Source organism: Pseudoalteromonas luteoviolacea, from assembly GCF_021654285.1.
Taxonomy (GTDB): Bacteria; Pseudomonadota; Gammaproteobacteria; order Enterobacterales; family Alteromonadaceae; genus Pseudoalteromonas; species Pseudoalteromonas luteoviolacea_J.
Genome location: NZ_JAKFZS010000028.1, coordinates 25,116 through 42,738, shown reverse-complemented (window position 1 = coordinate 42,738; position 17,623 = coordinate 25,116). Strand labels below are relative to the sequence as shown.

Below are 17,623 nucleotides of genomic sequence, written 5' to 3'. Positions count from 1 at the left end.
CCAATTAATTTGTTATTAAACGACCATGTTCCACGTGGAACATCTCAATATGTTTATCAAGCTGTTCCACAACAGGCGTTAAACTGTCCAAACTGATAGCTGAGACAAATAATTGGGAGTCACAAATAGCAAGTAATTTTGCCACACACCCTAAAGTCTCAGAGCTCAGTTCAGATGGTAAATCATCGATTAGCAATATCGACTGCTTTTCAGTCTCTTTTTCAATTAAGTTATTCTGCGTGATCTTCAGCGCATAGAGCAACAACTTAAGCTGTCCTCTAGACATGATCCCTTCAACACTGTGACCATGAACTTTAAAATTAAAATCCGCTTTATGTGGACCTCGGCTTGTATAACCAAGTTTTAGATCACGCTCGAGCTGTGATTGAAGAACGTCACTTAGTTCCCCTTTCCAACCCGCGTCATAGCGAGCTTCAAGGCCTTCAAAAACAGGGCTAATCCCCCCTATCTTATCAAAAAAATAGCCTTCAAACCTACTTATATACGCTTTTCGATAGATATTTATTTGCTCAGCTAACTCAATAAATTGCTTGTCCCAGAACTTGATCTGCTCAATACAATTAGCGGGCTTAGTTTTCAATAACGCGTTACGTTGTTTAAGGACTTTATTGAAGCTTTTCCAAACATCGAAAAATAAATGTTCCACGTGGAACACACCTAGATCAAGAAACTTTCTTCTCTCTTTCGGGCCACCAAAAAATAACTCATAACTTTCAGGTGTAATAACTTGCACAGGTAAAACTTGCGCTAATTCAGCAATGCGGCGACTTGCTTGCCCTTGAATGCGAAGCTGTGTATCTCCGCTTTGATCTTTACTGATACCAATTGGTATAGACAAGTTATGTAATTGTTTTTTACCATGAACAATGCATTTTGCCTGGCTGCTGCGGATCATTAATTTATGTTTATTTGTGCGAAAAGAGCGGCCACTAGATAAGAAGTAAATGGCTTCAAGCAGACTGGTTTTGCCGCTGCCATTTTGGCCTAAAATTAAATTAAGATCTTTTGAAGGGGAAAGAGAGATTGCCTCAATGTTACGAAAATCATTGAGGCTAATATGTGTCAAACTCATTGAGCGCCCTCTACAGGCGCATTGGCATTACAACATACATAGCATCATCTTCACCACTGCCTTCTATCAAAGCACTGCTATTTGAATCAGCTAATGTAAATTGAACATCTTCTGTTTTTAAAGTGTTTAACACATCCAGTAAGTATGAAACATTAAAACCAACTTCAAGGTCATCACCTTGATAATTTACTTCTACCGTTTCCTCAGCTTGTTCTTGTTCAGGGTTGTTGGCGCTTATCTTCAGCACACCACTGCTTAGGTTAAGTCTAACACCGCGGAACTTCTCATTTGATAGAATAGATACGCGTTGGAATGCACTACGTAGCCACTCACGATTAGCCGTCACAAGCTTATCGCCACCTCGAGGTAGGACGCGACGATAATCAGGGAAACGTCCATCAACAAGCTTACTAGTGAAGATAACTTCTTGATCAATAATTCGGAAATGGTTCGCACCAAATTGTATAGTCAACTCTTCATCATCCGCAGGAAGTAGACGCATGATCTCTAACACCCCTTTACGAGGAATGATCAGCTGACGTTGTGCACCAAGTGATTGCTCAAGTTGTTTTTGTGCGATAGCGAGTCGGTGGCCATCTGTTGCAACTGTTTTAATCTCGTTACCATCCACCTCAAAAGACATACCATTTAAGTAATAACGTACATCTTGGTTCGCCATTGAGAAATGCGTTGCTTCAAGTAGCTTACGTAACTCTAGACGCGTGAGCTTAAATTCGACCTCACCTTGCCACTCTTCCAAGTTAGGAAAATCTTCTGCAGCCAGTGTCGTCAATGAAAAGCGACTTTTACCGCTGGTCAACAAAACTTGATGTTCTTGCGTGCTAAAGTGTAAGTCTGAATTATCAGGCAGACTCTTACAGATATCTAATAGTTTTTTAGCAGGCAGTGTGAGCTTGGTGTCTGCGGTATCATTGTCGAGCGTTACAGATGCAACCAACTCAATTTCTAAGTCAGTGCCAGTCATCGACAGCACACCATTTTTTACTTCTAAATGCACATTCGACAAAATAGGAAGGGTGTGTTTGCGCTCTATAGCACCAGACACCTGCATTAACGGCTTTAAAAATTGTTCTCTTACTATCGTTATTTGCATCACTCAACCCTTAAGATGACAATGTTCTGATCAAGTTTTGATAATCTTCTTTTACTTCGTGACTTTCCTCACGAAGTTCTTTTACCTTACGGCATGCGTGCAATACGGTGGTGTGATCTCTACCACCAAATGCATCGCCTATTTCAGGTAAACTATGGTTAGTCAATTCTTTTGACAATGCCATAGCAACTTGTCTAGGACGTGCAACAGACCGACTGCGTCGCTTAGACAATAAATCAGACACACGAATACGATAGTACTCAGCGACTGTACGTTGAATATTGTCGATCGTTACCAACTTATCTTGCAGTGCTAACAAGTCTCGTAACGCCTCTTTGACAAACTCAATGGAGATTGGACGACCTGTAAAGTTCGCATTTGCGATAACGCGGTTCAACGCACCTTCTAACTCACGTACATTCGAACGCAATTTTTTCGCGATAAAAAATGCAACCTCATGTGGTAAGTTAATGTTACTTTGCTGCGCCTTTTTCATCAAAATCGCAACTCGCGTTTCAAGCTCTGGTGGCTCAATCGCGATGGTTAGACCCCAACCAAAACGCGATTTCAATCTATCCTCAACTCCTTCAATTTCTTTCGGGTAGCGATCGGATGTCAAAATAATCTGTTGATTGCCCTCTAGCAGCGCATTAAAGGTATGAAAGAACTCCTCTTGAGAGCGCTCTTTATTAGCAAAAAATTGAATGTCATCAATCATCAGCGCATCAACACTGCGGTAGTAACGTTTAAACTCTTCAATCGCGTTGTTTTGCAGTGCTTTTACCATATCTTGCACAAAACGCTCTGAGTGCATATAAACGATTTTTGCATCTGGCTTTTTATCAATAATGCCATTACCGACAGCGTGTAAAAGGTGTGTTTTACCTAAGCCAGTACCACCATAAATAAATACAGGGTTAAATGCAGAACCTGGGTTATCTGCAACTTGAGTTGCAGCAGCTTTTGCTAACTGGTTAGATTTACCTTCAACAAAATTATCAAAGGTATAGTTTTCTTTGATATTAGATTTAACGCTAGATTTCGGAGCGGGTTCAACTTTTACATCATTAGCAGGTGCCTGCACAACACTTTTTGATGACACATGCGATGTTGTAGGCGCATGCGTATCACCAATAGATGAATCTGCAGATACTTGCGGCTGAACTTGCGCTATCGGTTTACTACCAACATCAAAACGTAACTCTGGTGCTTCATCACCACAGATTTCAATCAGTAGTTCATTAATTCGATTTAAGTACTTTTCTCGAACCCAATCTAACACAAAACGATTAGGTGCATAGATGGTTAAAGTATCTTCGGTACTTTCTGCTTGTAGTGGCCTAACCCACATATTGAATTGCTGCGACGGCAATTCATCTTGCAAAACATATAAACAACTTTGCCAAACCGACAGATACACATTGCACTCCGAAATAGTTATTATTCCCGTACATCAATAGGGTTGGTTTTTAATGTGCATTCACAAAATAACCAACAGAGTTATTCACAGCTAACTCAGAGATCTACGGAAATGTTTGTATATTATCAATTATTCACAGGTGGAAGCCGGGTATTATGAAGGGATCTTATCCACAACATCAATATTGACTTTTAAAAAAATTAAGATCTCACCAAACAAAAAAGATAAACAACTGTTTTTTATGAGTTTTTAATTTCACTTATTTGAAAAGATCTTATCAAAAAAAGAGCAAGATCTCACCATAAAATTACGATCAATTTAAGTTTTCCAAAGGTTGTTTGCAATTTGCGCCCAAGCTCTGTGGAAAACCCGCCCAAGATCAAACAACTTGATCCACAGCTAAGATCTCGATCTTATATAGATAGATCACAAAAGTTGATCCTTCATATATAAGCAAAGACAATGGCATTTCCTTCTCTATATATAGAAAGCATAAAATAAATTACCTTATTTGGGTAAATAAAACGCTTTTCTATCAATTTTGCACCAGATTGCCTATAAATTAAGCCTACCATAACAATTATGATTGACTTTCATGCGCGTCGGCTTTAATATCTCGCGCTCGCAATGGCACCTGTGCCAGGATCGCGACCTGCATAGGATGTTTTAACTTTAACCGATCGGATGGATTAGTTATGAAAAGAACTTTTCAACCAAGCGTACTTAAACGCAAGCGTACTCACGGTTTCCGTGCTCGCATGGCTACTAAAAATGGCCGTAAAGTACTAGCACGTCGTCGTGCTAAAGGCCGTAAAGAGCTTTCTGCTTAATATTAAGTGGAAGGTTTAGGCTTCAGCAGGGAGTTACGTCTGTTAACTCCCTCGCATTACTCCCGCATATTTCAAGAGCCTGCTCGTGCAGCTACCCCTGTTTTTACACTATTAGCAAAACCTAATGATGTAGGTCACCCACGTCTTGGATTAACCGTTGCTAAAAAACGTTGTAAAAAAGCCTGTCAACGTAATCGCATTAAACGCCTTGCCAGAGAAAGTTTTCGTCTAAATAGGCATAAGCTAGATAACATCGATATCGTTTTGATGGTCAAAACAGGTGTGGATGAGCAAAGCAATGAAGAGCTTACAAAGCAATTAAATAAGCTTTGGCGCAAAATTAACGAACGTTGTAAGCCGGGTGCTCCAAAACCTAAACACCATAAAAAACGCCCTACCAATAAAAAGCCGAAAAAATAACGGCGCTTTTATACTTCTATATCCGTCCTAACATGGCTATTTTAAGTGAATTAAGGTAAGGTTAGCTCACCTTTTAATCACTCAATTATCGAGTCTACCTCGCGACTATGAAACACGCCTCGAAGACCCAAAGTGAGTGTAAACGATTGGTGGATTATCCGCTTTCGGTAATACGTCTATTTTTGATCATGCTTATTAAAGCCTATCAAAAATTTATCAGTCCCATGCTTGGACCACATTGCCGATTTAATCCAACATGCTCAAATTATGCAATTCAGGCAATTAATTTACACGGAATTGCAAAAGGGAGTTGGTTAGCGGTTAAACGCATATTAAAATGTCACCCTTTAAGCGCAGGTGGGGATGACCCCGTCCCTGAAAAATCGAATCAAGATAAACAACACGAGAAATAAGAGCTGTTATGGAATCGCAACGCACGTTTTTATTGATCGGATTGCTTTTAGTCTCTTTTTTGCTATTCAGTGAATGGCAAGAGGAACAAGCTCAAAGCAAAGCCGAGACCAGTGCAGTCACACAAGTGGCCACTTCACCTTCAAATAACGACCAAGCGGATATTCCGACTTCTAGCGAAGCGGACGTACCGGTTGCGCAAACTCAAGCAATCCGTTCTGTTATTACCGTAACAACGGATGTACTTGATGTTAAAATCGATACAAAAGGTGGTGACATTGTTGAAGCCAAACTACTTCAACATGCTGAAACGCATGGTAGCGATATACCTTACTTACTACTTGGTGAATTTGAAGGGAAACAATATATTTCACAAAGTGGCCTTATCGGCCTAAATGGTCCAGATGCATCAAGTGAAGGTCGCCCTGTTTATTCAAGCGAACAAAAGTCATATACCCTATCAGGTGATGAACTGCGTGTTCCGCTGACGTTTGTTGACAAAAAAGGCGTTCAATTTACAAAAACATTTGTATTCAAAGCAGGTCAATATGACGTTGCGCTAGAATATGATGTGGTCAACGCAACAGAAAACCCTGTCCAAGTTCAACTGTACACGCAAATCAAGCGTACAGCACAAGACAAAGACAGTATCATGACTCAAACGTATTTGGGGACAGCGTATGGCACACAAGATGAGCCTTATGAAAAGTATGCTTTTGACGAAATGCGCGAAGCAAACCTTAACAAAAATACCCAAGGTGGTTATGTTGCGTTTATCCAGCACTATTTTGTCAGTGCGTGGGTACCACAAAAAGAGACTAACAATACTATTTACACCTCTCTGAGAAATAACCAGGGTATCATTGGTGCTAAGGGTGAGCCGGTAAATATTCAGGCTAACTCAGACGCCAAGTTATCGGCCATTTATTATATGGGTCCAAAAGATACTGACGCACTAGAAGCACTACATAAAGATTTAGACCTAACAGTTGACTATGGCTGGTTGTGGTTTATTTCTCAGCCGCTATTAGTGCTATTGAAGTTCTTGTACGGTATTTTAGGCAACTGGGGTCTAGCTATCATCGGTATTACCGTGATCGTGAAAACTATCCTTTACCCGCTGACAAAAGCACAGTACACATCAATGGCAAAAATGCGTGCATTACAGCCAAAGATGCAGCAATTGAAAGAGCGCTACGGTGACGACCGTCAGAAGTTCGGTCAAGCCACGATGGAAATGTACCGCAAAGAAAAAGTGAACCCTATGGGTGGCTGTTTCCCACTATTACTGCAAATGCCTATCTTCTTAGCGCTATTCTATGTATTCCTAGAGTCCACAGAATTACGTCACGCTGAGTTTGGCTTGTGGCTAACTGACTTATCAGCGATGGACCCATACTACGTGCTACCGATTCTATTTGGTGCGAGTATGTTCCTAACACAAAAACTACAACCGATGACCATCACAGATCCAATGCAGCAGAAAATGATGACATATATGCCAGTCGCATTTTCTATATTCTTCATCTGGTTCCCATCAGGTCTAGTACTTTACTGGTTAGTGTCAAATATCATCTCTATTGCACAGATGCTTATCATCTACCGTGGCATGGAGAAAAAAGGCATCAAAGTACGCGACTAACGCGTAATCGCATTAAAAAACGTCCGCTGCTGCGGGCGTTTTTGATCTTGTACATACAACTATTTCGCTCATCTCAACTCCCTCCATTTATACACCCAATGCGCACCATGCCCAGCCAAATCAAAATCGCGCCGAACACCAAAGCCAAGAGTCAGTCACGCTCAGCAACAGCACAAAACAGCTGTCAAACACATCTGTACAGCGTTACAACCCCTATGCAATGTCGACAAATGAAATGATAGCCCTGTCTCAACAGCTTTTATCAGAAGGCAAAATAACGCCCCATGAAGCCGCCCAAAATGAGCTTTGAGATTAAGCATACACAGCTGTTTCCTGAAAAAGAGAGACGAGACTTCAATACGCCCATTGACCAGATCCAAGCTTGGTCAGATAAATTAGCCGTTGCACAGCAGTATGGTTTACCAACCGAGCAAATTCAGCAAACCAAGCATATACTTGGTATATTAAAGGGGCTGAGATAACTTTTTAAAATCAAATAAAACATAGACTTGATAAATTTTGATATCGATTTGATGCCCCTTTGATAGGCCTTACAAACACACCCGTGCACTCTAACTGCTCATTCACGACATCATAAGAGCAAGCATATGGAGCAAACGATTTTAGGGGCATTGACTACGTCTGACATCAATGGCTGGCAAATCCCAGTCGTATTTTTTATCGGCCTACTTACCAGTTTAACCCCCTGTGTATACCCTATTTTACCAATTACCGTTGCCACCTTTGCACAGCAAAAGCACCCTCGCATTGCCCCCCTACTGTACTGCATTGGTTTTGCATTCATTTATGCAGGGCTGGGCTTTATTGCAGCCACTACCGGCAGCCTATTTGGTCAAGTAGCAAGTGATCCTCTCCTCCTATTAGGGTTTGCCAATGTTTTACTGCTTTTTGCTGCCATTAATAAAGGCTTAGTCACATTACCGACTCAGTACTTTCAGCTAAAAAGTACCAGTGCCGTACCCCTGATCATGGGCATGATCAGCGCGTTAGTCGCCGCGCCATGTACCTCACCTATTCTAGGCGCATTATTGATATTTGTTGCTTCCGCACAACAACCTCTACTCGGTGCCAGTCTGTTATTTAGTTTTGCGCTGGGCATGAGTACATTGCTGCTACTTGCTGGCACCAGTGCAAGACTACTCGCAGCTCTGCCTAAATCAGGGAAGTGGCTGGCTCACATTAATAACCTCACCGCACTCATGCTCTTAATCATGGCGCAATATTTTCTTATTCAGGCTGGTAAAAGCTGGCTATAGTAACCACAAGGAACCCATTATGAAGTCTTTAGCACCTCTACTCATCTTACTCGGTGTACATACCAACATTTACGCCAACACCTACCCGCCTTTGTTAGCTAATACGCTAGATGGACAAGCGATTTCAAGCCAAGGTCAGGTGACTTATTTGAAGTTTTGGGCCACTTGGTGCGCCTACTGTATAGAAGAAATGCCATTACTTGAACAGAGCTATCAACAAGCCAATACGGGGTATCAAGTCATTTCCGTCAATATTGGGTTCAATCAAAACAAGCGCAGCATCACGAATTACCTGAAAAAACATGGCTACCGCTTTCCTACTGTCTTTGACAGCGACGGTAGTATCACACGCCAATATGCGGTATTGGGCACGCCGCAACATATTTTATTAGATGGCTCAGGAAATGAGCTTTATCGCAGTGCGCTATTTACCGATGAACTAGCAAGTAAACTGACTGAATTACAAGGAAGAAAATAATGTATATACAAGTAAAACTTGGCCTAGTATTAGCCTTATTTATGGTAACTTGCAAAGCACATGCAACAGCCACCGAATATGTATTTATCAACATCTGGGATGAATATTACCAATCCACCAAATTACCAAAACCATTAGGAAAGCGCATTTTTATCCAGCCAGATATCAATATTGATAGGCCTAGCTTAGCGCAGTTTGTTACAGCCTACCCCACATTTAAGGGGATCCGCATCGATCACAACAATCAACTGATGTTTAAATTTCAAGTCCGCAAGACCCCGACAAGGGTTGTTGTAAGCGAGGGACGTGTGGTCTTAAAAGAAGCACTAATTAGTAGTGAACCATCAGAAGCCACTTCAAATACCAAGGTGCCGTTACAGACATTATCGGGCAAAAGTCTTTCCAAAACATTGATACACCAACAGTATCAGGTACTATTTTTCAGTGACAGCCTCTGTCCATTTCAGCATATTCCCGATTGTGAAAAACGCATTGAGCAAAATAATCAGCTCGCTCAACACAATAAGAATGTGCTTACGGTGATAAAGCCATTTTATGTAGACAAGCAAAGTGCACTCAATTACCAAAAGCGCTTTGGGGTGAAGCACGATATTGTCTTTGATACCCATAATCAGTTATTTGAACAGTATCAAATCACTGAACTTCCCTATTGGATTTTGTTAGATAATAAGGGGGACCCCCTCTATCGAGGCACCAATGTGCCGCGATAAGTCACCTAATTACTCTAAAATCCATTTACTTTGACAATAAACACTGTAGGGCGCATCCAACAAGTCCAAAATACTTTTATCTGTGTGCCCTACTAAACGTGTAAACTCATCCAATTGCTGCAATAAACCATCACTGTTTCTGAGTGTACTCAACTTCGCTTTGGAGTGTGCAGCAAGAGACTCGTTATTTATCATCTGAGCTGCCGCTGAGGTATAAAATAGCATGAGATGCGCATCGGTATTATCGCTATCTGCGAGCGCTAATGCCTGCTCTGGTTGACCTTGTTTAAGATGTATATACATCTTTGTATACGCAGCATAAATCGCCACATCAGCCAATTCAAAGCGTTGATATGCCAGTAAAGCCTGTTCAGTCAACGTTTGAGCTGTCTCTAACTCCCCCTCCTTTAACCCAATCCAAGCCAGCATAAGTTGCATGTTTGCACGCGTCAGTGGTGAGATATAGTCAGTCTCAAGTAGTTGGTGATATTGCCGCTTTGCACTATCTAATGCGTTTTGATCGTTTTTCACCAAGCCGATATCCATCCACGCCATCGCCTTGAGTAACTGAAGTTGCTCAGTGGCCGGTAAAAAAGACTCATGTATTTGCACTTGATCTAGATAATATAAGGCTTTTTCACCCTGATGAAGCTGAATATAATAAAACCCCAAATAAGTGAGTACTTGCACTTTAAAATATTCATTGCCACTATCAGCAACAATATCCAGCGCCTCTAATAAACTCTGCTCCCCTTCACTCACTGGTACTAAATAATTTTGCCCATACGCAAATAAGCTGGTTGCCAATTCTAAGTTTGCAGAGATCTGTCGATAGTAGTCTATGGCCTGACTCAGTACTTTTTTACTTTGTACTAGGTTAAGGTGATTTTTTTCCTGTGGGCCGGCAGCTGGTGGGTTTGCAAGATAAAATGAGCGTTGTGCTTCACTGTAAGCAAAAGAGCGACTACCTATGAGTGCATAAGCAGCGTTCATCGCCAAGGTGTAATCTTGCCATTGCAAAGTATGCCAATAAATATCAGCTTGCAGTTGATAAGCACTGGCGATCAGTTCTATTTGTTGGCTTTGTTGTGCCGCTCTCAGTCCAAGCTCTGCACTATTGAGCGCCGCTTCAAACTCCCCCAATGCCTTTTCAAATTTCCCTTTATACAGATGATAACGAGCTTGTAGCCCATCCGGTGCGTCACCCAATGTGATCTTATCAAAGCGTACTTTCGCCTGCGTTACATCCCCTTGCTGCCAAGCTATCTGCGCCAACTCTAATTGTGAAGGTAAATGCTCAGGTACACGCACTAAAGCCGCCTCAAAATACGACCTCGCAAGCTCAGGGCCATACTCGTTCAGTGCTTGTAAACCACGATAGTAATCACTGAGATCTTTTACAGGCGCAGCTGTTTTATTTTCATGATCGGACGTCACTTCTAAAGCCAGTAGCATACGTGTGGCAATTTCACTGAAGTTATGCCCTAACTGCTCGACAATGACATCTGTTGTTCGCCCATCTAGGCTGGCTTGCAGGACAAGTCGTTGCTGTCTCGGTTTCAGAGTGAGCGTTAATGTATGTGGCTGTTTCTCTGTTGGTAGCTTAAGCAGCTCAGGGGCTTGGTTTTTTGGTTTTAATTGATAGTGGTGTTGTAGCTGTGCTTTTAATTCGCTTTCGATGGCGTAGCCCCACCACGCGTTGGCCTCGACTCCCGTTTCATTTTGCAAAGGTAAAATCAATAAGGCCGGTTTTTGCTGAATTTGCTCATTGGATGATAGTGGCCAGATAGCGTGCATTTTGCCCACCGCAAATAACAAGACAGCAGCGAGGCTCAGTGCCACGCCTATTTGCTTGGCACGTTTTTTTGCGCATTTTTCGGCGTGCACCTCACAGATCCACTGATAGCCTTGTTGTGGTCGCGTTCGAATATAAATAGGACTTTGCGCGTTATCGCCCAATGCTTGGCGTAATTCATTGATACTCTGTGTCAGTGCGGCTTCTCGGTATTCACCGTGCTGCCAAAATGCGCTCAATAAGGTTTCACGTTTAATGACTTGATTGGGATGCGCTAGAAAGTAAGCCAGTAACTGTAAGACTTTAGGACGAAGAAGCTGCTGCGATTGCCCTATGTATAAAACCAAGCGCTCAGCATCAAAACGAAATGGACCAAATAACAACACGGCTCAGAGTTTCCTTATCTCTACATCTTGCGTAATTGACTCTATTGATTAACTTCCACTATACCTGAGAAATGCCATTTGCTGTACAATTAAGCTCAGAATACATTCATTTAGCAAGAGCCATCATGATTGCACAAGATACAATAGCAGCTCAGGCAACCGCCCCAGGTCGTGGTGGTGTCGGCATCATCCGAATTTCAGGCACGGGTGCCAAACAAGTTGCTGAAAAAATATTAGGTAAATGCCCAAAAACGCGATATGCCGAATACTTACCTTTTAATACTTTAGCTGGTGAACAGCTTGATCAAGGTATTGCGCTATTTTTCCAAGGCCCAAACTCTTTTACCGGCGAAGATGTACTAGAACTCCAAGGCCACGGTGGGCCAGTTGTCATTGACATGCTGCTCAAAGAGATCAGCCAAATTGACGGAGTAAGATTGGCAAAACCTGGAGAGTTTTCAGAGCGTGCATTTATGAATGATAAGCTCGATCTTACCCAAGCCGAGGCCATTGCAGATCTTATCAATGCAACCAGTGAGCAAGCAGCGAAAAGCGCCCTACACTCTTTACAAGGCGACTTTTCAAAGCACATTAATGTGCTGGTGGAACAAGTGATCCACTTACGTATGTATGTTGAAGCAGCCATTGATTTCCCAGACGAAGAAATCGACTTTTTATCTGATGGCAAAGTGTCTGGTGACTTACAAGCGATCATAGATCAGCTTGCTGAAGTTAGACAACAAGCCAAGCAAGGCAGCATTATGCGTGAAGGTATGCGTGTTGTTATCGCGGGTCGCCCAAACGCAGGGAAATCCTCACTACTGAATGCCTTAGCTGGTCGAGAAGCCGCGATTGTCACTGATATTGCAGGCACTACACGCGATGTTCTGCGAGAACATATTCATATCGATGGCATGCCACTGCATATTATTGATACAGCGGGCCTACGTGAGAGCCCAGATAAAGTCGAGCAAATTGGTATTGAGCGCGCATGGGAAGAGATCAGTGGTGCCGATCACGTGCTATTTATGGTCGATGGCACGGAGACGCTAGAGACAGATCCGATCAAGATCTGGCCTGAGTTTATGGAAAAACTGCCAAAAGGCATGGATATCACCGTCATTCGCAACAAAATCGATCTATGCGGAGAACAACAAGGACTATGTCAGCAGGGCAACTACCCTGTTTTAAGACTCAGTGCACAGGCCAATGCCGGCGTTGATATACTCAGAGAGCACTTAAAAGCGTGTATCGGATTTACTGGTGCAAACGAAGGTGGCTTTATGGCTCGCCGCCGCCATTTAGATGCATTAGAGCGTGCTGCTGAACATTTAGAAATCGGTCAGACACAACTAGAAATGCATATCGCAGGCGAGATCTTAGCTGAAGAGCTGCGCTTAACGCAGCAATACCTCAATGAAATTACCGGTGAGTTCACCTCAGACGATCTACTCGGTAAGATATTCAGCTCATTCTGTATTGGTAAGTAACCAATCTCACATGTGCTCTTAGCGATGGCGTTTAAACACCGCAGACCAAGGGGCTGGCAATTTTGCCACTCACTTGGTGTATGCCTTGCTAAAAGTGGTTTTACCCAGCACCGAAATAGACAATCCCACTAAGATAATCCCTCCCCCAATTAGCTCGACTTTATTTAATTGTTCACCCAGCAATAAATTCGCGCCAATTACCCCAACCACAGGGATGAGTAATGCAAAAGGTGCAACGCTCGCACTCGGGTAATTCACCATCAACCATCCCCAAAGTGCAAACGCCACGAGTGTAGAGATATAGCCCACATACATGAGCGAGAGCCAAGCTTGCTCTGTCATGGCTAACAATAAGGTAATTGGAGCATTACTTTCATATAAATAAGACAGCGCAAAAAGAGGAACTGGCGGAATAAGACTTACCCACACCATAAAATGCAATAAGTTAACCTTACCCGCATACTTTATAACAATATTGGCCACCGACCAGAAAACGGCAGCCCCCAACAATAGCACAACGCCAAACAAGGTCGCACCACCGCCTGATGTAACAAAAAAGAGAGAAAAGCCACTGCAAGCGATAATAATGCCTAACAATTGAAAGCCATTTAAACGCTCACGAAACAAAAGAACACTCAGGATCACTGTAAAGATAACTTGAGCTTGAAGTAACAGTGAAGATATTCCCGCCGATGCATCAGACTGCATCGCAATAAACAGCAGACTAAATTTCATCACGCCTAAAAATAAACCAACAAGTATGACATGATAGACAGGTGTCTTTGGGAAAGGCACAAAGAAAACAGCAGGTACAGCACAAATAAGAAAGCGCATACCGGAAAATAAAAAAGGCGGTAACTGCTCTAAGCCTAATTTAATGGCAGAAAAATTAACTCCCCAAATAAAGACAACCAATAAAGCGATTGCAACACTTTTCATATCCATCAATACCACCACATCCTTTGCACAGCAAACTGATTCAAATTGTACCGCTAGCGTTTTAACGAAATAACACAGTGAGCAAAATAGCAACAATTGCAATTGGTTATTAGGCCAAATCTATACGGAGCTACACAGATTTATAATGACATTCGATCATCGTAAACTAGAAAATCATCTAAAAAGCCTGCTATTACTGGTTATAACTCAACCAATATCCAATTTGATAGACAAAAGATGAGCATTCTCTACTCCCACACCAAAAAGCAGCTTACGTGCACCAATGTCGTTAAAACATGCCCACCTTATCACTGAAATAGACTGCCAATATACGAAATAGTATCGGACATAATGAAAATGATTATATTCTGATACACACCATAAATGACGGAAAAGATAGAAATCTATCACTTCAATACATGAATACCCTGTCAAAATGAGGGGATCTCACCGACAAATAAAACTTTTTTAGAATATTTACTTATATAGATCTAATTTTATAGATCCAAAAAAAGTAGATCACCTAAGGCGATAAGATCGTTATCCATGGGGTAATTATCCACACCCACTAAAACGAGACTGTTTTTTGTGCATCGGCCTATTAATCAAGAATACCAGCACCTCATTGCCACACTGATTACCCCCTGTTTATCCACAAAAACTAAGCCACAAAGCACCAAGGAATAATTTATTAAATCATTATTAATCAATAGTATATATAAAACAATTCACAATAGGACACAAATCACACTGAAAAATTTTATCCCAAGCCTTAAGTAACGCTTTACTTCTGATCAATCCACATTAATATGGCCAGCATAGAAGATTAAAAAACGAATCATAATGCGCAATATTGAGATCATTATCGGTAGCCAAATGGGCTCTGCTGAATACGTCGCTGAACAATTAGCTGAAGATCTAAATACACGATCTTTCAACTGTAATTTACATGAACAGCCTGATTTATCAGAGTGTAATAGCCATACATGGTTGCTTGTCACCTCTACATATGGCGCAGGTGATTACCCAGAAAATCTATTGCCCTTTATCTCACAGCTGACTGAAGCGTCAGATCTAAGCCATATCAGCTTTGCAATTATAGGTATTGGTGACTCCAGTTATGACACTTATAACTATGCGGCAACAAACAGTGAAAAGCTGCTGGTGGAAAAAGGTGCGCAGATACTGATCCCCACTCTGAAAATTGATGTGTTAGATGAAGCATTGCCTGAAGATACGGCACTGGCATGGCTGCCTCAATTAAGTGAGGTTATAGAGAAGAATATATAAAGATCAGTTCTACATAACTTATCCACAAAGTTTGTTATTTTAAACACCGTATGTGGATAACCTTTGATCTAACTGCTGATCTAGTATTACTTATCCATTGGATAAATTTAATCGGATTTGTGCCTGTGTATAAATAGCCCTTTTGATCAAAGCTTATACGCCCTTAGATCCGATCTAATTCACACTATATGATCCAGCCTAAGCTCATGGATCATAATAGGAATATAACCTTATACACAGATCTGGCTCTGCTTAAATATAAGATCAATAAAGATCTTTAAAAAGATCCTTATATATATTTAAGTGATCCATTTTGAGTTCAGGTTAAAATTTAATCGTTTCACTTCTGCGTTTTTCTAGGTAGAATACGCACCCTTTCGAAATTTGCTGGTTGTTTTTAAGTAGGATCCCGTAAATGATTTATCATGAACATTTTGACGTAATCGTGGTTGGTGGCGGTCATGCTGGTACTGAAGCTGCATTAGCCGCAGCTCGTATGGGTATGAATACCTTATTGTTAACTCACAATATGGACACTTTAGGCCAAATGTCTTGTAACCCAGCGATCGGCGGGATCGGTAAAGGACATCTTGTTAAAGAAATTGATGCACTAGGTGGTGCAATGGCTCAGGCCATTGATAAGGGTGGGATCCAATTTAGAACTCTGAATTCATCTAAAGGCCCTGCGGTCAGAGCAACTAGAGCACAGGCAGATCGCGCATTGTATAAAGCGGCGATCCAAGATACTTTGCAAAATCAAGAAAACTTAAAGATTTTCCAACAAAGCTGTGATGATCTTATTGTTGAACAAGATCAGGTAAAAGGCGTAGTGACTCAAATGGGGCTACGTTTTAGTGCTCAATCAGTCGTTTTAACTGTAGGTACATTCTTAGGTGGGCAAATTCACATTGGCCTTGAAAATTACAAAGGCGGAAGAGCAGGGGATCCACCTTCAATCGCGTTAGCGCATCGATTACGTGAATTACCATTTCGTGTAGACCGACTAAAAACCGGCACTCCTCCACGAATTGATGCAAGAATGGTCGATTTTTCAGTGATGCAAGAGCAACCGGGTGATACACCAACACCGGTGTTTTCATTTTTGGGTAAGCAATCTGATCACCCACAACAGATCCCGTGTTATATCACTTACACAAATGAAAAAACACATGATGTGATCCGTGAAAATCTGCATAGATCACCAATGTATGCAGGTGTGATCGAAGGGATTGGACCAAGGTACTGTCCATCGATTGAAGATAAAATCGTACGTTTTGCTGACAAAGAAAAACATCAGATCTTTGTTGAACCTGAAGGGCTAACGTCTTATGAGTTATACCCGAATGGTATTTCCACCAGCTTACCTTTTGATATCCAATTAGATATTGTGAGATCAATTAAAGGATTCGAAAACGCACATATTTGCCGACCAGGTTATGCAATTGAATATGATTTCTTCGATCCAAGAGACTTAAAACAGTCTTTAGAGACCAAATTTATTAATGGTTTATTTTTCGCTGGTCAAATTAACGGCACTACGGGTTATGAAGAAGCGGGTGCACAAGGCTTAATTGCAGGTATGAACGCTGCATTACAAGTTAAAGGTGAAGATGCTTGGACGCCGCGCCGAGATGAAGCTTACACAGGCGTTTTAATTGATGACCTTGCTACTTTAGGTACAAAAGAACCGTATCGTATGTTTACTAGCCGCGCAGAATACCGCCTGTTATTACGTGAAGATAATGCTGATTTGCGTTTGACTGAAAAAGGCCGCGAGCTTGGTTTGGTCAATGATGAACGCTGGGCCGCTTACAATGATAAGTTGGAAGTCATGGAGCAAGAGTCACAGCGTTTACGTTCAACTTGGATCCACAAAGATCACGAAGCGTTAGATCAAGTTAATGCGCTGCTTAAATCACCACTAACCAGAGAGGCTAGTTTAGAGGATCTGATCCGTCGACCTGAGGTGAGCTATCGTGAACTGATGACAATCGATGGCTTGGCCAGTGAGCACGAAAATTGGCAAGCATTAGAACAGGTTGAAATTCAAACTAAGTATGCAGGTTACATTGCGCGTCAACAAGATGAGATAAATAAACAGCTTCGCCATGAGGAAACTTTATTGCCTGCTGAGTTTGATTATAGCCAAGTAAGTGGCTTGTCAAATGAAGTTGTGGCTAAGCTCACTGATGCGCGTCCGCAAACGATTGGTCAAGCTTCACGTATTTCTGGTATCACCCCAGCGGCTATTTCGCTATTATTAGTGTATCTGAAAAAGCAAGGGCTGTTGCGCAAGTCGGCGTAACA

At 41.7% G+C, this 17,623-nt stretch carries 16 protein-coding genes; 11 read left to right on the top strand and 5 right to left on the bottom strand.

Annotation, left to right across the window (positions count from 1 at the left end):
* Positions 1–4: 4 nt before the first annotated feature.
* From recF to dnaA, 3 genes are read right to left on the bottom strand one after another with little or no spacing between them, the layout of a single operon-like run.
* Positions 5–1,093, bottom strand: coding sequence for a DNA replication/repair protein RecF (gene recF / locus L1077_RS21375; RefSeq protein ID WP_237138904.1), 1,089 nt, complete (start codon positions 1,091–1,093; stop codon positions 5–7).
* Between the two features lie 10 nt (positions 1,094–1,103).
* Entirely contained in the window at positions 1,104–2,207 is a 1,104-nt protein-coding gene (gene dnaN, locus L1077_RS21370) for a DNA polymerase III subunit beta (RefSeq protein WP_063360152.1), read from the bottom strand.
* A gap of 10 nt (positions 2,208–2,217) precedes the next feature.
* Positions 2,218–3,627 (bottom strand): chromosomal replication initiator protein DnaA, encoded by a 1,410-nt coding sequence (gene dnaA, locus L1077_RS21365; RefSeq protein WP_237138903.1) that lies wholly within the window; start codon positions 3,625–3,627, stop codon positions 2,218–2,220.
* A gap of 695 nt (positions 3,628–4,322) precedes the next feature.
* Between dnaA and rpmH the strand changes: the two genes are divergently transcribed.
* The 8 genes from rpmH to L1077_RS21325 all read left to right on the top strand — a co-directional run bounded on the left by rpmH (position 4,323) and on the right by L1077_RS21325 (position 9,416).
* Positions 4,323–4,457 carry a 50S ribosomal protein L34 gene (gene rpmH / locus L1077_RS21360; protein WP_005492430.1) on the top strand — a complete coding sequence of 45 codons (135 nt, stop codon included), beginning with the start codon at positions 4,323–4,325 and terminating at the stop codon, positions 4,455–4,457.
* Positions 4,458–4,463: 6 nt separating this feature from the next.
* Positions 4,464–4,877, top strand: a complete 414-nt coding sequence (gene rnpA, locus L1077_RS21355; RefSeq protein ID WP_046357211.1) for a ribonuclease P protein component — start codon at positions 4,464–4,466, stop codon at positions 4,875–4,877.
* Positions 4,878–5,065: 188 nt separating this feature from the next.
* Complete coding sequence (gene yidD / locus L1077_RS21350) at positions 5,066–5,290, top strand: membrane protein insertion efficiency factor YidD (protein WP_237138927.1); 225 nt, start codon at positions 5,066–5,068, stop codon at positions 5,288–5,290.
* Positions 5,291–5,298: 8 nt separating this feature from the next.
* Positions 5,299–6,930, top strand: coding sequence for a membrane protein insertase YidC (yidC, locus tag L1077_RS21345; protein ID WP_237138902.1), 1,632 nt, complete (start codon positions 5,299–5,301; stop codon positions 6,928–6,930).
* A 299-nt stretch (positions 6,931–7,229) separates the two neighbouring features.
* Complete coding sequence (locus L1077_RS21340; RefSeq protein WP_237138901.1) at positions 7,230–7,412, top strand: hypothetical protein; 183 nt, start codon at positions 7,230–7,232, stop codon at positions 7,410–7,412.
* 126 nt (positions 7,413–7,538) lie between these two features.
* Positions 7,539–8,207, top strand: a complete 669-nt coding sequence (locus tag L1077_RS21335) for a cytochrome c biogenesis protein CcdA (protein WP_237138900.1) — start codon at positions 7,539–7,541, stop codon at positions 8,205–8,207.
* Between the two features lie 19 nt (positions 8,208–8,226).
* Positions 8,227–8,685 carry a TlpA family protein disulfide reductase gene (locus L1077_RS21330; protein WP_237138899.1) on the top strand — a complete coding sequence of 153 codons (459 nt, stop codon included), beginning with the start codon at positions 8,227–8,229 and terminating at the stop codon, positions 8,683–8,685.
* Positions 8,685–9,416: a TlpA family protein disulfide reductase gene (locus tag L1077_RS21325; RefSeq protein WP_237138898.1), complete on the top strand. Its 732-nt coding sequence runs from the start codon at positions 8,685–8,687 to the stop codon at positions 9,414–9,416. Before L1077_RS21330 ends, L1077_RS21325 begins: the two co-directional genes overlap by 1 nt.
* A 9-nt stretch (positions 9,417–9,425) precedes the next feature.
* Here L1077_RS21325 and L1077_RS21320 read toward each other — a convergent pair whose 3' ends face one another.
* On the bottom strand, positions 9,426–11,597 hold the full coding sequence (locus tag L1077_RS21320) for a winged helix-turn-helix domain-containing protein (RefSeq protein WP_237138897.1): 2,172 nt from the start codon (positions 11,595–11,597) through the stop codon (positions 9,426–9,428).
* Positions 11,598–11,722: 125 nt separating this feature from the next.
* On the opposite strand from L1077_RS21320, the gene mnmE reads away from it, so the two are divergent.
* Positions 11,723–13,087 (top strand): tRNA uridine-5-carboxymethylaminomethyl(34) synthesis GTPase MnmE, encoded by a 1,365-nt coding sequence (gene mnmE / locus L1077_RS21315; protein WP_063360172.1) that lies wholly within the window; start codon positions 11,723–11,725, stop codon positions 13,085–13,087.
* Between the two features lie 69 nt (positions 13,088–13,156).
* On the opposite strand, the gene L1077_RS21310 is transcribed toward mnmE, so the two are convergent.
* Complete coding sequence (locus L1077_RS21310; RefSeq protein ID WP_237138896.1) at positions 13,157–14,032, bottom strand: EamA family transporter; 876 nt, start codon at positions 14,030–14,032, stop codon at positions 13,157–13,159.
* Positions 14,033–14,869: 837 nt separating this feature from the next.
* Between L1077_RS21310 and mioC the strand changes: the two genes are divergently transcribed.
* Together mioC and mnmG are read left to right on the top strand one after the other, a co-directional pair.
* Positions 14,870–15,316: an FMN-binding protein MioC gene (mioC, locus tag L1077_RS21305; protein ID WP_063360159.1), complete on the top strand. Its 447-nt coding sequence runs from the start codon at positions 14,870–14,872 to the stop codon at positions 15,314–15,316.
* 415 nt (positions 15,317–15,731) lie between these two features.
* Positions 15,732–17,621, top strand: a complete 1,890-nt coding sequence (gene mnmG, locus L1077_RS21300) for a tRNA uridine-5-carboxymethylaminomethyl(34) synthesis enzyme MnmG (protein ID WP_237138895.1) — start codon at positions 15,732–15,734, stop codon at positions 17,619–17,621.
* Positions 17,622–17,623: the final 2 nt, after the last annotated feature.

Excerpts from the sequence above, each read along its gene's own strand:
- L1077_RS21340 (WP_237138901.1), top strand. The coding sequence starts at position 7,230 with ATGAGCTTTGAGATTAAGCATACACAGCTGTTTCCTGAAAAAGAGAGA.
- L1077_RS21310 (WP_237138896.1), bottom strand. The coding sequence starts at position 14,032 with ATGGATATGAAAAGTGTTGCAATCGCTTTATTGGTTGTCTTTATTTGG.
- mioC (WP_063360159.1), top strand. The coding sequence starts at position 14,870 with ATGCGCAATATTGAGATCATTATCGGTAGCCAAATGGGCTCTGCTGAA.
- yidC (WP_237138902.1), top strand. The coding sequence starts at position 5,299 with ATGGAATCGCAACGCACGTTTTTATTGATCGGATTGCTTTTAGTCTCT.
- dnaN (WP_063360152.1), bottom strand. The coding sequence starts at position 2,207 with ATGCAAATAACGATAGTAAGAGAACAATTTTTAAAGCCGTTAATGCAG.
- recF (WP_237138904.1), bottom strand. The coding sequence starts at position 1,093 with ATGAGTTTGACACATATTAGCCTCAATGATTTTCGTAACATTGAGGCA.
- L1077_RS21330 (WP_237138899.1), top strand. The coding sequence starts at position 8,227 with ATGAAGTCTTTAGCACCTCTACTCATCTTACTCGGTGTACATACCAAC.
- L1077_RS21325 (WP_237138898.1), top strand. The coding sequence starts at position 8,685 with ATGTATATACAAGTAAAACTTGGCCTAGTATTAGCCTTATTTATGGTA.
- mnmE (WP_063360172.1), top strand. The coding sequence starts at position 11,723 with ATGATTGCACAAGATACAATAGCAGCTCAGGCAACCGCCCCAGGTCGT.
- L1077_RS21335 (WP_237138900.1), top strand. The coding sequence starts at position 7,539 with ATGGAGCAAACGATTTTAGGGGCATTGACTACGTCTGACATCAATGGC.
- yidD (WP_237138927.1), top strand. The coding sequence starts at position 5,066 with ATGCTTATTAAAGCCTATCAAAAATTTATCAGTCCCATGCTTGGACCA.
- rpmH (WP_005492430.1), top strand. The coding sequence starts at position 4,323 with ATGAAAAGAACTTTTCAACCAAGCGTACTTAAACGCAAGCGTACTCAC.
- mnmG (WP_237138895.1), top strand. The coding sequence starts at position 15,732 with ATGATTTATCATGAACATTTTGACGTAATCGTGGTTGGTGGCGGTCAT.